At 73.7% G+C, this 13,619-nt stretch carries 9 protein-coding genes; 7 read left to right on the top strand and 2 right to left on the bottom strand.

Going from position 1 to position 13,619, the window contains the following annotated elements; all coding sequences use genetic code 11:
• Positions 1-51 precede the first annotated feature (51 nt).
• A complete protein-coding gene (gene dapD / locus O7614_RS28940; RefSeq protein WP_278141557.1) occupies positions 52-1,011 on the bottom strand; it encodes a 2,3,4,5-tetrahydropyridine-2,6-dicarboxylate N-succinyltransferase in 960 nt (319 codons plus the stop codon).
• 77 nt (positions 1,012-1,088) lie between these two features.
• Between dapD and dapE the strand changes: the two genes are divergently transcribed.
• Complete coding sequence (gene dapE, locus O7614_RS28935; protein ID WP_278141555.1) at positions 1,089-2,162, top strand: succinyl-diaminopimelate desuccinylase; 1,074 nt, start codon at positions 1,089-1,091, stop codon at positions 2,160-2,162.
• A gap of 53 nt (positions 2,163-2,215) precedes the next feature.
• Here the strand turns inward: dapE and O7614_RS28930 are convergent, their stop codons facing one another.
• A complete protein-coding gene (locus tag O7614_RS28930; protein WP_278141553.1) occupies positions 2,216-2,383 on the bottom strand; it encodes a hypothetical protein in 168 nt (55 codons plus the stop codon).
• A gap of 154 nt (positions 2,384-2,537) precedes the next feature.
• Here O7614_RS28930 and O7614_RS28925 point away from each other — a divergent pair, with 154 nt between their 5' ends.
• From O7614_RS28925 to O7614_RS28900, 6 genes are all read left to right on the top strand, one after another.
• Positions 2,538-3,401: a TIGR00730 family Rossman fold protein gene (locus O7614_RS28925; RefSeq protein ID WP_278141552.1), complete on the top strand. Its 864-nt coding sequence runs from the start codon at positions 2,538-2,540 to the stop codon at positions 3,399-3,401.
• On the top strand, positions 3,401-3,946 hold the full coding sequence (locus O7614_RS28920) for a TIGR00730 family Rossman fold protein (protein WP_278141551.1): 546 nt from the start codon (positions 3,401-3,403) through the stop codon (positions 3,944-3,946). Before O7614_RS28925 ends, O7614_RS28920 begins: the two co-directional genes overlap by 1 nt.
• Before the next feature lie 228 nt (positions 3,947-4,174).
• Entirely contained in the window at positions 4,175-7,891 is a 3,717-nt protein-coding gene (locus O7614_RS28915; RefSeq protein ID WP_278141550.1) for an ATP-dependent DNA helicase, read from the top strand.
• Between the two features lie 55 nt (positions 7,892-7,946).
• A complete protein-coding gene (locus O7614_RS28910; RefSeq protein ID WP_278141549.1) occupies positions 7,947-11,411 on the top strand; it encodes a UvrD-helicase domain-containing protein in 3,465 nt (1,154 codons plus the stop codon).
• A 226-nt stretch (positions 11,412-11,637) separates the two neighbouring features.
• Complete coding sequence (locus O7614_RS28905; RefSeq protein WP_007464836.1) at positions 11,638-11,841, top strand: cold-shock protein; 204 nt, start codon at positions 11,638-11,640, stop codon at positions 11,839-11,841.
• Between the two features lie 223 nt (positions 11,842-12,064).
• Positions 12,065-13,378 carry a DEAD/DEAH box helicase gene (locus tag O7614_RS28900; protein WP_278141548.1) on the top strand — a complete coding sequence of 438 codons (1,314 nt, stop codon included), beginning with the start codon at positions 12,065-12,067 and terminating at the stop codon, positions 13,376-13,378.
• The last annotated feature ends 241 nt before the right edge of the window (positions 13,379-13,619 follow it).

Raw genomic sequence — 13,619 nt, 5'->3', positions numbered from 1 at the left:
GGCGTACCCCCTCCGGGTCCGCGGCCGAGCGCCGCGGACCCGGCGGGGACGTCAGTCGTTGGCGTGCAGCGCGGCGTTCAGCTCGATGCCCCGGCCGGTGCGGGGCTTCGCCTCCAGCGCGCCGGTCACCGAGTTGCGCCAGAACAGCAGCCCGTCGACACCGGACAACTCGCGGGCCTTGACCACCCGGCCGTCCGGCAGGGTGACCTTCGAGCCGGCCGTGACGTAGCAGCCGGCCTCGACCACGCAGTCGTCGCCCAGCGAGATGCCGATGCCGGCGTTCGCGCCGACCAGGCTGCGCTCGCCGATGCGGACCTTGTCGGTGCCGCCGCCGGACAGGGTGCCCATGATCGACGCGCCCGCGCCCACGTCGGAGCCGTCCCCGACCACCACGCCCTGCACGATCCGCCCCTCGACCATCGAGGTGCCGAGCGTGCCGGCGTTGAAGTTGCAGAAGCCCTCGTGCATCACCGTCGTGCCGGCGGCCAGGTGCGCGCCCAGGCGGACCCGGTCGGCGTCGGCGATCCGCACACCGGAGGGGACCACGTAGTCGGTCATCCGGGGGAACTTGTCCACCCCGTACACCGACAGGTGCCGGCCCGCCGCGCGCTCGATCACCCGCAGCTCGTCCACCCGCTCCGGTGGGCACGGCCCGGCGGACGTCCAGGCCACGTTGGCCAGCTTGCCGAAGATGCCGTCCAGGTTGACCTGGTTGGGTCGCACCAGGCGGTGCGAGAGCAGGTGCAACCGGAGGTACGCGTCGGACGCGTCCTTGATCGGGTCGTCCAGCGAGCCGATCACGGTGACCACCTGCACGGTACGCAGACCGGGCAGCGACCGGTCGCCGAGGGCGGCCGGCGGCAGGTCGAGCACGTCCGCCTTGTCCTCGCCGGCGACCAGCGGCAGCTCACCCAGGCCCAGCTTGCCGGTCGGGTACCAGGTGTCGAGCACCTGCTCGTCTGCGGTGACCGTGGCCAGGCCGATGCCCCAGGCCGAATCTGCGGACGTCACTGTTACACCTCTCGGTAGCGGCCGGCTGGCCTCAGCTCACTGCTCACGCTGACAGCCCTGAAGGTACCGTGCGATTCATGGAGAACCCGCTGACCCCCGAGGTCCTCGCCGATCCGGTGCAGCTGACCCGCGCTCTGGTCGACATAGAGTCCGTGTCCCTCAACGAGAAGGCGATCGCCGACTGCGTCGAAGAGGTCCTGCGAGGCGTACCGCACCTGAGCACCCACCGGCACGGCAACACCGTGATGGCGCGCACCGACCTCGGTCGGTCGCAGCGCGTCGTGCTGGCCGGGCACCTGGACACCGTGCCGCTCAACAACAACTTCCCGTCGACAATGCGCGGCGACCTGATGTACGGCTGTGGCACCTCCGACATGAAGTCCGGCACCGCGTACGCGCTGCACCTCGCGGTGACCCTGCCCGACCCGCGCTACGACGTGACGTACTTCTTCTACGAGGCCGAGGAGATCGAGTCCCGGTACAACGGGCTGAACCTCGTCGCCCAGGCGTACCCGGAGTGGCTGGAGGCGGACTTCGCGGTGCTGCTGGAGCCGACGTACGGCATCGTCGAGGCGGGCTGCCAGGGCACCATGCGCTCGGTGGTCACGACGACCGGCGTACGCGCCCACTCGGCGCGCTCCTGGCACGGGGTGAACGCCATCCACGGCGCCGGTGAGGTGCTGCGACGGCTCCAGACGTACGAGGCGCGCCGGGTCACCATCGACGGCTGCGACTACCGCGAGGGCATGAACGCGGTGCGGATCAACGGTGGGGTCGCCGGCAACGTGGTCCCGGACCACTGTGAGATCGAGGTCAACTACCGATTCGCCCCGGATCGCACTCCCGCCGAGGCGGAGGCGCACCTGCGGGAGGTGTTCGCCGGGTTCGAGGTCAGGGTGACCGACATCGCGCCGGGCGCCGCCCCCGGGCTGGAGGCGGCTCCGGCGAAGGAGTTCCTGGCGGCCGTGGGTGCGGCCCCGATCGGCAAGCTGGGCTGGACGGACGTGGCGCGCTTCGCGGCCATGGGCATCCCCGCGCTGAACTTCGGCCCGGGCGACCCGAACCTCGCCCACCACCCCGACGAGCACGTCGAGATCAGCAAGATCCGTGACGGCGCGGCAACCCTGCACCGCTGGCTGGCCCCAGCCTGACCAGCTGCGCCCTGCCGGGGCCCCGGCTCCCGCCGGTGATCAAGAGGTTTGCGTCAGCCTGGCCCGTTGTCGGCGACGCAAACCTCTTGATCGGTTCCGGTTGGTGCGGGGGCTGCGGAGGAGAGGCTCAGGTCGCGGGTGCGGCGGCGTTCGGCCACCACGTCCCGGATCCGTCGCTGCATCTGGCGACGGATGCGGATCATCTCGCTGTTGCTGATCACGCTGTCTCCTCCCCCGAAGGCGCGCGCCGGGGCATACCCGGTATGTGAATAGTAAGACGTACGGGAGCGCCGAATAGTTGCCCTTGATCGCGAACTATTTCTCGGCGTCCCCGCCCCGCGTACCCGGCGGGTGCTGCTCCACTACGGTTGCTCCATGAGCCAGAGCAACGGGCGGGAGGCCGGTCGCGGTCCGGGACGGGAGCGGCATCGGGGCGCGGTCACCCTGCGCAGAGGGGCGATCCCGAGCAGCACCGCCGACCAGCGGTTGCTGGATTCGCGGGGGCGGGGCGACTGGAAGACCAAGGACGCCTGGCGCGCGCTGCGCATCCTCTCCGAGTTCGTCGAGGGTTTCGACACCCTCGCCGACCTGCCGCCAGCCGTGAGCGTCTTCGGCTCCGCGCGTAGCGGACCGGACAGCGCCGAGTGTCAGCTGGCCGAGCAGTTGGGCGGCGCGCTGGCCCGGGCCGGCTACGCGGTGATCACCGGAGGTGGGCCCGGTGTGATGGAGGCCGCCAACCGTGGTGCCAGCGAGGCGGGCGGGCTCTCCGTCGGGCTCGGCATCGAGCTTCCGTTCGAGCAGGGCATCAACGAGTGGGTCGATATGGCCATCGACTTCCGCTACTTCTTCGCCCGCAAGACGATGTTCGTCAAGTACGCCCAGGCGTTCGTGGTGCTGCCCGGCGGCTTCGGCACCATGGACGAACTGTTCGAGGCGCTCACCCTGGTGCAGACCGGCAAGGTCACCCGGTTTCCGGTGGTGCTGATGGGGGTCGCGTACTGGCAGGGGCTGCTGGACTGGCTACGCGACACGATGGCCGCCGACGGCAAGATCGGCCCGGTCGACCTGGAGTTGATCTGTCTCACCGACGACGTCAACGCGGCGGTCCGGCACATCGTCGAGGCGGAGGCCGCACTGTCCGCCGAGCAGGAGGCGGTCCGCGACGAGGTCGTCGCCCGTACCGGCGCGGACCAGCAGGCCGCCGCCGAGCAGGCCGCCGAGCAGCCGCGGGACAACTGATGGCAGCGATCTGCGTCTTCTGCGCCTCGTCCCGCACCCTGGACCAGCGCTGGTTGGACCTGGCCGCCGAGACCGGTGCCGAGCTGGCCCGGCGCGGGCACACGGTGGTCAGCGGTGGTGGCTGCGTCGGCATGATGGGAGCCCTGGTGGACGGCGCGCGATCGGGCGGCGGGCGCACCGTCGGGGTGATCCCACAGTCGCTGGTCGATCTGGAGGTCGCCGACCTGGCCTCGGACGAGCTGCTGGTCACCGATTCGATGGCCAGCCGCAAGACCCTGATGATCGAGAAGTCGGACGCGTTCCTCACTCTGCCCGGCGGGCTGGGCACCCTGGACGAGCTGTTCGAGGTCTGGACCACCGCGACCCTCGCCCTGCACGTCAAGCCGATGGTGCTGATCGACACCGACGGGTTCTTCCGCCCCCTGCTGGACTGGCTCGACAGCCTGGCCGACCAGAACTTCCTGAAGACCGCCGGCCGCGACCTGCTGATGGTGACCACCACCGTCCCCGAAGCCCTTGACGTCCTGGAGTCCCGCCTAACCTGAACCCCAACCCCACCCGCGCCGCCCCCTCCGCGCCGCTCCCGCCCCCGACCCCCTCCGCTCTCCCCGGTTGATCATGAAGTTAGCGGTGCCGCTGTCGGCGTGTCGCGTCGCTAACTTCATGATCGACGGAGCTGGATGGTGGGTGGGGGCTGGTGGGGTGGGGGCTGGTGGGTGGGGCTGGTGGGGTGGGGGCGGGTGGGTGTCGTACGGGTTTGATGGGATGAGCTGATGCAGGCGTACCGGTTGGTGCGGCGGTCTGGCGGGCCGGCGCGGGAGGACGACGGCGTGCCTGGCGGCAGCGCCGACGGCACCGTGCTCCCCGACCCGAGCACCCCGGCCGCCGGCGGCGTCGTCGGCAACGGGCTGGCCGACCGGGACAGCGGGGCGTCTGGCCGACGGGTCGACCCCGTGCAGGCCGAGGTGGTCGGGCACACCGACGGGCCGATGCTCGTGCTCGGCGGTCCGGGCACCGGCAAGACCAGCACCCTGGTCGAGGCCGTCGCCGCCCGGGTGGCCGAGGGGGTCGACCCCGAACGGATCCTGGTGCTGACCTTCGGCCGTCGAGGCGCCACCGCGCTGCGGCAGCGCATCGAGGCCCGGATCGCGCAGGACGGCCACCGGGTGTTGCGCGAGCCGCTGGTGCGCACCTTCCCGGCGTACGCCTTCGGGCTGCTCCGCCGGGCCGCCGCCGAACGAGGTGAGCCTTCGCCCCGGCTGCTCACCGGCCCCGAGCAGGATCTGATCATCCGCGAGCTGCTGGACGTGGTGGGCGAGGAGCCCGAGGACGACCCGGTCGGCTGGCCGACCGACCTGCGCCCCGCCCTGCGGACCCGGGCGTTCGCCGGTCAGCTACGCGACCTGCTGATGCGCGCCGCCGAGCGGGGCGTGGGCCCGGCCGACCTGGCCCGGCTGGGCGAGAGGCTCGGCCGCGACGACTGGCCGGCCGCCGCCCGCTTCCTGCGGGAGTACGTCGCCGTGCTCGCCCTGCGCGACGTCAGCAACCGGGGCTCCATCGCGTACGACCCGGCCGAGCTGGTCCGGGCGGCCACCGGGCTGCTGCGCGACGACGAGGAGCTGCTGGCCGCCGAGCGTCGCCGGCTCGCCCACGTGTACCTCGACGAGCTGGCCGACACCGACCCCGCCCAGATGGAGCTGCTCTCGGTCATCGCCGGTGGTGGCACGTCACTCGTCGCGTTCGCCGACCCCGACTCCTCCACGTACGCCTTCCGGGGTGCCGACCCGGCCGGGGTGACCACGTTCCCGCACCGCTTCCGCACCGCCTCCGGGGCGCCGGCCGCACAGGTGTTGCTGACCACGTCGTACCGGGCCGGGCCGGATCTGCTCGCGGCTGTCGCCCGGCTGGGCCGCCGGCTGCGTGGCCCGGCGGCGCACCGCCGGCTGCACCCGCTGCCGGACGCGCCGCCCGGGACGGTCGAGGTGCACACGTTCCGCTCCGCGACCAGCGAGGCCGCCTGGCTGGCCCACTCGCTGCGCTCCGCCCACCTGCTCGACGGCGTGCCGTGGTCGCGGATGGCGGTCCTGGTGCGGTCCACCGCGTTGCAGTTGCCCACCCTGCGCCGGGCGCTGCACGCGGCCGGCGTACCCACCGTGGTGCACGGCGAGGACCTGCCCCTGCACCTGCAACCGGCGGTCGCGCCGCTGCTCCTCCTGCTGCGCTGCGCGCTCGAACCGGACCGCCTGGACGAGGAGGCGGCTGTCGCGTTGCTGCACTCGCCGCTGGGCGGCGCCGACCCGCTGGCCGAGCGGCGGCTGCGGCAGGGCCTCCGCGCGCTCGCGCTGGCCGGCGGCGACCGCCGCCCGTCCGGGGAGCTGATCGTCGAGGCGCTGCGCGATCCGGCGGAGCTGGCCGACATCGACCGGCGTTGGGCCGAGCCGGCGCAGGCGGTGTCCGGGCTGCTGGCCTGCGCACGGGACGCCGCCGCCCGACCCGGGTCGACCGCCGAGGACGTGCTCTGGGCGGTCTGGCACGCCAGCAACCTCGCCGAGCGCTGGGCGGGCGCGATCATCCAGGGTCGGCCCGCGGCCGGTGAGGGCGACCTGGCCCGGCGGCGGCGGGCCGAGGCGGCAGACCGCGACCTGGACGCCGTGCTGGTGCTCTTCGACGCGGCGGCCCGGTTCACCGACCGACTACCCGGTGCCCGCACCGAGGTCTTCCTCGACCACGTGCTCGCCCAGGACCTGCCGGCCGACACCATCGCGCCGACCGCCGACCGGGGCGCGGCGGTACGCCTGCTCACCGCGCACGCCGCGAAGGGCCTGGAGTGGGACCTGGTCGCGGTGGCCGGCGTGCAGGAGGGCATCTGGCCGGACCTGCGACTGCGCGGCAGCCTGCTCGGCTCCGAGCGGCTGGTCGACGTGTTGGCCGGGCGGTCCGTCGACGGGGCGACCGTGGCGAACGTCGTGGGTCAGACCTCCGCGTTGCTGGACGAGGAGCGCCGACTCTTCCACGTCGCCATCAGCCGGGCCCGGCACCGGTTGCTGGTCAGCGCCGTCGCTTCGGCCGCCGTCGGCGGGGACGACCACGAGGAACAGCCGAGCCGGTTCCTGCACGAGCTGGTCCCCAGCACGCCGCCCCGACCGCCCGACGGCACCCGCCCGCCCGACGGCACCGGCCCGCCCGACGGCACCCGCCCGCCCGGCCCGACGGCACCTCCCGGCCCGGCGGCAGCGCCCGGCCCGGCGGCAGCGCCCGGTCCGCGCAGGACCGACGGCGACGGGGCTGGCAGCAACGGCGGTATGAGCGGCCACGGCGGGGCTGGCGACAACGGCGGAGCTGGCGGCAACGGCAGGGCTGGCGACGACGCGCCCGCCGATGACCTATTCAACGTCGGCGACGGCGGGGCCGGTGACGGCGGGACAGACCGCGACGGCGGGACCGGGGACGGCGAGTCGGACCGTCCCGGTGCGCTGCCGGTGACCCGTCCACCCCGGGCGCTCACCCTGCCGGCACTGGTCGCGGAACTGCGTACCGCCATCACCGACCCGGCCGCGCCGGCGGGCCGGCGACGCGCCGCGGCGGCCGAGCTGGCCCGGCTCGCCGCCGCCGGCGTGCCTGGTGCGCATCCTGACGACTGGTGGGGGTTGCGCGCGCTCTCCGACGACCGGCCGCTGGTCGACGAGGGTAAGCCGGTACGGGTCACCCCGTCGGCGATGGAGAGCGCACTGCGGTGCAGCCTGCGGTGGTTGCTGGAACGGCACGGTGGCAGCGGCCCGACCAGCACGGCGCAGGGGGTGGGCAACCTGGTTCACGCCGCCGCGATGCTCGCCGAGGATGCCAGCGCCGACCGGGGCGCCCTGCTCGACTACGTGGCTGCCCGGTTCGACGCGATCGAGCTGGCCGCCCGGTGGATGGCCGGGCCGGAGCGCGAGCGCGCCGAGGCGATGGTCGACAAGCTGCTGCGCTGGTTGGCCACCAACCCGCGGCGGCTGCTCGCCATCGAGCACGAGTTCGCCGTCCGCCTGGACGATCCGAACCGGCCCGTCGACCTGGCCGGTCGGGTCGACCGGTTGGAGGTCGACGAGGCCGGGCGGCTCGTGGTGATCGACCTGAAGACCGGCAAGTCCACCGCCGTCACCGGCGCCGAGTTGGCCGAACACCCGCAGCTCGGCGCCTACCAGGCGGCGGTGGAGGCGGGGGCGTTCGCCGAGTTCGGCGACGAGTCCGGGGGCGCCGCGCTGGTGCAGCTCGGCACCTCCGCCAAGGACGCCCGGGAGCAGAACCAGCCGGCAGCCGGCGAAGGACCGGCGGCCGGCTGGGCGACGGCACTGGTCCGGCGCACCGCCGATACGATGGCAGCCGCCACGTTCGCCGCGGTGGCCAACTCGAAGTGCCGGGTCTGCCCGGTGCGGACCAGTTGCCCGGTCTCCGGGCAGGGACGCCAGGTGGTCGAGCCGCCGACCGTCCGTCCTTCGGAGAACCCGTGAGGGCAAGGAGTGAGCCGGTGTCGCGAGCCCCGCAGTCCCGAACTGAGATGACACAGTGACCCAGCCCACCCTGTTCGGCGCGGGCCCCGCGCCGACGCCGCGGTTGGCGGACTCCGGCCCCCGGTACACGCCGACGGAACTGGCCAAGCTGCTGCGGTTGCCGGCGCCCACCCGGGAGCAGGCCGCGATCATCGCCGCCCCGGTGGAGCCGTTGCTGGTGGTCGCGGGCGCCGGGTCGGGTAAGACCGAGACGATGGCCGCGCGGGTGGTCTGGTTGGTGGCCAACTCGTACGTGCGTCCGGAGCAGATCCTCGGGCTGACCTTCACCCGGAAGGCGGCTGGCGAACTGGCCCACCGGGTCCGTACCCGCCTCGACCAACTGATCCGCAGAGTCGGTCGGCAGGGCCGGGATCCGTTGGACGATCCGCTCGCCGGCGAGCCCACCGTCTCCACGTACCACTCGTACGCGGGACGGATCGTCACCGAGCACGGGCTACGGGCCGGTTACGAGCCGTCCACCCGACTGCTCACCGAGGCCTCCCGTTGGCAGTTGGTCGACCTGCTGGTGCGCAACTACGACGGCGACATGTCCGAGGTGGACCGGATGCCGAGCACCATCACCGACGCGGTGCTGGCGCTCGCCGGCGAGCTGGACGAGCACCTGGTGGCACCGGACCAGCTGGCGGCCTGGACAGGTCGGTTCTTCGCCGAGGTGCAGTCCCGGCCGGGCCGGGTGTACGCCGACGTGCGCAAGGCGCTCGCCCTGCAACAGACCCGGCTGCGCCTGCTGCCGCTGGTGCGGGCGTACGCCCGGCGCAAGGAGGACTTCGAGGCGATGGACTTCGCCGACCAGCTCGCGCGGGCGGCCCGGGTGGCCCGGGACCACCCGGCGGTCGGTCAGATCGAGCGGGACCGGTTCCGGGTGGTGCTGCTCGACGAGTACCAGGACACCAGCCACGCCCAGGTGGTGCTGCTCAACGCGCTGTTCGGCGGCGGGCACCCGGTGACCGCGGTCGGCGATCCGTGCCAGTCCATCTACGGCTGGCGGGGGGCCAGCGCCGGCACCCTGGACCGGTTCCCCGCCGAGTTCGCCCGCGCCGACGGTCGACCCGCCCAGGCGCTCGGCCTCACCACGAGTTGGCGCAACCGCCCCGAGATCCTCCGGGTGGCGAACGCGCTGTCCACTCCGCTGCGCGCGGCGGGCGCCCGGGTGCCGGAGCTGCGCTCCGCGTTGAGCGTCCGGGAGCCGATCCCGCACCGCAGCCCCGGCGGTGCGGCCGGCGGCACCGTGCACTGCGCGATGCTGTCGACGTACGCCGACGAGGCGGACTGGATCGCGGACAGCGTGGTCGCCGCGTGGCGTGGGGCCGCCCGGATGCCGGGCGCGGCTCCCGAGCACATCCCGGTGGCGCAGCGCCCGACGACGGCCGTGCTGGTCCGGGTACGCAGCCAGATACCGGCGATCGAGTCGGCGCTGCGCGAGCGCGGTCTTCCGGTGGAGGTGGTCGGGCTGGGCGGCCTGCTGGACACTCCCGAGGTCCGCGACGTGGTCTGCACGCTGCGGGTGCTGGCCGACCCGACCGACGGTGCCGCGCTGTTGCGGTTGCTCACCGGCGCCCGTTGGCGGATCGGGCCACGGGACCTGGTGGCGCTGCACCGGCGGGCTCGGGCCATCGCGAACGCCCGACGGCAGGTGGCCGCCGACGAGGCGTCGGACATCAGCCCCGACCTGCTGGACGAGGCGACCCTGGTGGAGGCACTGGCCGATCTCGGCCCGGCGCAGGCGTACTCGGCGGAGGGTTTCGCGCGGCTGCGCGCGTACGGGCTGGAGTTGGCCCTGCTGCGCTACCGGCTGGACCAGGCCCTGCCGGACCTGATCGCGGACATCGAGCGGACCATCGGCCTGGACGTGGAGGTCGCGGTGCGGGCCGGCCGGGACGGTGCCGGCGACGCGGGCCTGGCCCGGGGCCATCTGGACGCGCTGGGGGATGTGGCGGCCCGCTTCAGCGGGGAGACCCCGGGTGCCACGCTCTCCGGCTTCCTGTCCTACCTGGCCGCTGCCGAGGACGAGGAGCGCGGTCTGGCACCGGGCGAGGTCGAGGTGGTGGAGGGCGCGGTGCAGGTGGTCACCGCACACGCCGCCAAGGGCCTGGAGTGGGACGTTGTGGCGGTGGCCGGGCTGAGCCGTGGGCTGTGGCCGGGCCCGGTCCGCAACTCCGACCACTGGCTGGGTGGGCTGGGCGTGCTGCCGTTCCCGTTGCGCGGTGACGCGGACGGGTTGCCCGAACTGGCGCTCGACGAGGCGGCCGACCAGCGGGCTGTCGCCCGAGCGGTGAACGACTTCACCGACGCGTGGCGGGCCCACGACGAGCGGGAGGAGCGCCGGCTGACGTACGTGGCGGTCACCCGGCCGCGCCGGTTGCTGCTCTGCTCCGGCTACTGGTGGGGGGAGGGCACCAAGCGGCCGCGGGGTCCGTCGGTGTTCCTCCGCGAGGTGTACGACGCGTGCCTCGACGGCGGGCCGGGGCACCTGATCGACGCGTGGGCGCCGGAGCCGACCCCGGATGCGACGAACCCCACGGCCGAGGTGGTGCTCCGCGCGGAGTGGCCGGCCGACCCGCTGGGTGGCCGCCGGCCGGCACTGGCGGAGGCGGCTGGGTTGGTGCGCCGCCTGATGACCGACGGCCCGGGCGCGGTGCCTGCCGGGCCGGCCGGGGCGGTGCCCGCCGGGCCGGTCGGGGCGGTGCCTGCCGGGCCGGTCGGGGCGGTGCAGGCCGGGCTGCCGGCGTCGGTCGAGCAGGAAGCAGCGCCGGAGGTGGACCCGGAGGTGGCGCGCTGGCAGCGCGAGGCGGATCTGCTGCTGGCCGAACGGGCTGAGCTGACCAGACTCTCCGGTGCCGTCGAGGTGGCCCTGCCCGGGCAGTTGAGCGTCACCCAGCTGGTGGCGTTGCGGCGTGACCCGGCAGGGCTGGCCCGTACGCTGCGCCGTCCGGTGCCGAGCGAGCCCAACCCGTACGCCCGTCGAGGCACCGCCTTCCACGCCTGGTTGGAGCAGCGTTTCGGCGCTGACCGGCTGCTGGATCTGGACGAGTTGCCCGGTGCGGCCGACGCGGATGCCGCGCCCGACGAGGCACTGGTCGAGCTGCAGGAGCGGTTCCTGGCCAGCGAGTGGGCCGAGCGGTCGCCGGTGGAGGTGGAGGTGCCGTTCGCCACGGTGATCGCCGGGGTCGTGGTGCGGGGGCGGATGGACGCGGTCTTCGCCCGGCCGGGTGGGCGGTTCGACGTGGTCGACTGGAAGACCGGTGCACAACCGACGGGGCCGGCGGCGGAGGTGGCCGCCGTGCAGTTGGCCGTGTACCGGTTGGCCTGGGCGGAGTTGGCCGGGGTGCCGGTCGACCGGGTGGGCGCCGCCTTCCACTACGTCCGGCACGGGGTGACGGTCCGGCCCGCCGATCTGCTGGATGTGGCGGGGCTCACCGCCATGATCACCCAGTTGCCCGAAGATTCCGCCCAACATTGACCATGGCGGGGAAATCCGTGGTAGGTTGACCGGGTTGCAGTTTTGGTTACCAGAGACTCTGTGTGCGCCTGGCGGGATTGTGGCCCCAGGCGCTCTTTGTTGTGTCCGGAGTTCTCCGGGCGGGGCGACCAGAAGCGACAGGCGATTCGCGCATCCCCGCGCGGAGCGCTCCTCTTCGGGCACGCAACAAGTGCGAGTCCGACGTTCCGTCAAGGAGACGAAACACATGGCTATTGGCACCGTGAAGTGGTTCAACGCTGACAAGGGCTTCGGCTTCATCACCCCGGACGGCGGCGGCGCTGACGTCTTCGCCCACTTCTCGGCGATCCAGTCCTCCGGCTACCGGAGCCTGGACGAGAACCAGCGGGTCGAGTTCGAGGTGACCCAGGGCCAGAAGGGCCCGCAGGCGGAGAACATCCGCCCGCTCTGATCTTCGGATCGGTCAGCATTACCTGTCGCGCCCTCCGGGCGTGACGGTGACGGGACCGGCCCGCCTCGCCGCCGCCTGCCAACGCAGGCGGCGGCCCGGTGGCGGGCCGGCCCGTACTCCAATCGGTTCGTGCTTGTGAGTCCCGGCTGCCTTTCTGCCGCCGGTGACAGCGCCGACTTCGGTGCCCTCCCTCGACACGTGCCGCGTCGAGGAAGGCTTCCGCATGACCACAGTTATTCCTTCTTTCGCACATACCGGCCTGGCTCCGGCGCTGCTCACCGCGTTGACCGCGCAGGGCATCACCGAGCCGTTCCCGATCCAGTCGGCGACGCTGCCCGACTCGCTCGCCGGCCGGGACGTGCTGGGCCGGGGTCGCACCGGGTCCGGTAAGACCCTCGCATTCGGGCTTCCGCTGCTGTCCCGCACCGCCGGCCGCAAGGCCCGTCCGGGTCGCCCGCTCGCCCTGGTGCTGGTGCCGACCCGCGAACTGGCCCAGCAGGTCACCACCGCGCTCGCCCCGTACGCCCGCGCCGTCGGGCTGCGCTGCGCCACCGTCGTCGGCGGGCTGTCGTTGCAGCGGCAGGCGGACACTCTGCGCGCCGGTGCCGAGGTGGTCGTCGCCACCCCCGGCCGGCTGCACGACCTGATCAACCGCGGCGACGCCCGGCTCGACCAGGTCGCGATCACCGTGCTGGACGAGGCCGACCAGATGGCCGACATGGGCTTCCTGCCGCAGGTCACCAAGCTGTTGGAGCAGGTCGCGCCGCAGGGTCAGCGGATGCTCTTCTCGGCCACCCTGGACGGTGGCGTGGACCGGCTGGTCCGCCGCTTCCTGAGCAACCCGGTCACCCACTCGGTCGACCCGGGCACCGCCACCGTGACCGCGATGACCCACCACGTGCTGCACGTCGACGCGCTGGACAAGCCCGACGCGCTGACCCGGATCGCCGCCCGCGAGGGCCGGACCATCCTGTTCATGGGCACCAAGCACCGCGCCGACCGCCTGGCCCGGCAGTTGCTGTCCAAGGGGGTACGCGCGGCCGCGCTGCACGGCGGCAAGTCCCAGCCGCAGCGCACCCGGATCCTGGAGCAGTTCCGTAACGGCCAGGTGACCGCACTCGTCGCCACCGACGTGGCGGCCCGGGGCATCCACGTGGACGGCCTGGACATGGTGGTCAACGTGGACCCCCCGACCGAGGCGAAGGACTACCTGCACCGGGGCGGTCGGACCGCCCGGGCCGGCGAGTCCGGCACGGTGGTCACCCTGGTCCTGCCCGAGCAGCGCCGGGACGTGTCCCGGTTGATGGCCACCGCCGGCATCCGGCCCGAGTCGGTCCAGGTGCGCGCCGACGGTGAGGCGTTGGCCCGGGTGACCGGTGCCCGCGAGCCGTCCGGCGTGCCGGTGACCATCGCCGCCCCGCCGGCGCCCGCCGCCCGGGGACGCGGTGCCGGTGGCCTGGCCGCCGATGGCGCGCCCCGCCCGGCGCACCGGGCGTCGGGCCGGTCCCGCCGCCCGCGCCGCCCGCGTACCGTCTGATCTCCCGCGCCTCGACCGACCCGCTCCGCTTCGGCTGGGCGGGTCGGTTTCGTCGGTGGCGAGTGGCCTGGCGGTCGGCGGCTGGTGCCGCGGACCGCCCTGCTGTCGACCCGTGATCGCCCGGGCATGCGGGTCGATGCGGTGGCCGGTCGGCCGCGCCGCCCGACCGCTCGTCTGAGTCGGTAATCAGCCTCGGCTTGGTCGGCTGGCCGACTGCGTCCCGGCGGGGGGTGGTCGAGGC

Origin of the sequence: Micromonospora sp. WMMD961, from assembly GCF_029626145.1 — a bacterium.
Taxonomy (GTDB): Bacteria; Actinomycetota; Actinomycetes; order Mycobacteriales; family Micromonosporaceae; genus Micromonospora.
This window is presented reverse-complemented; position numbering and strand designations above follow the sequence as displayed.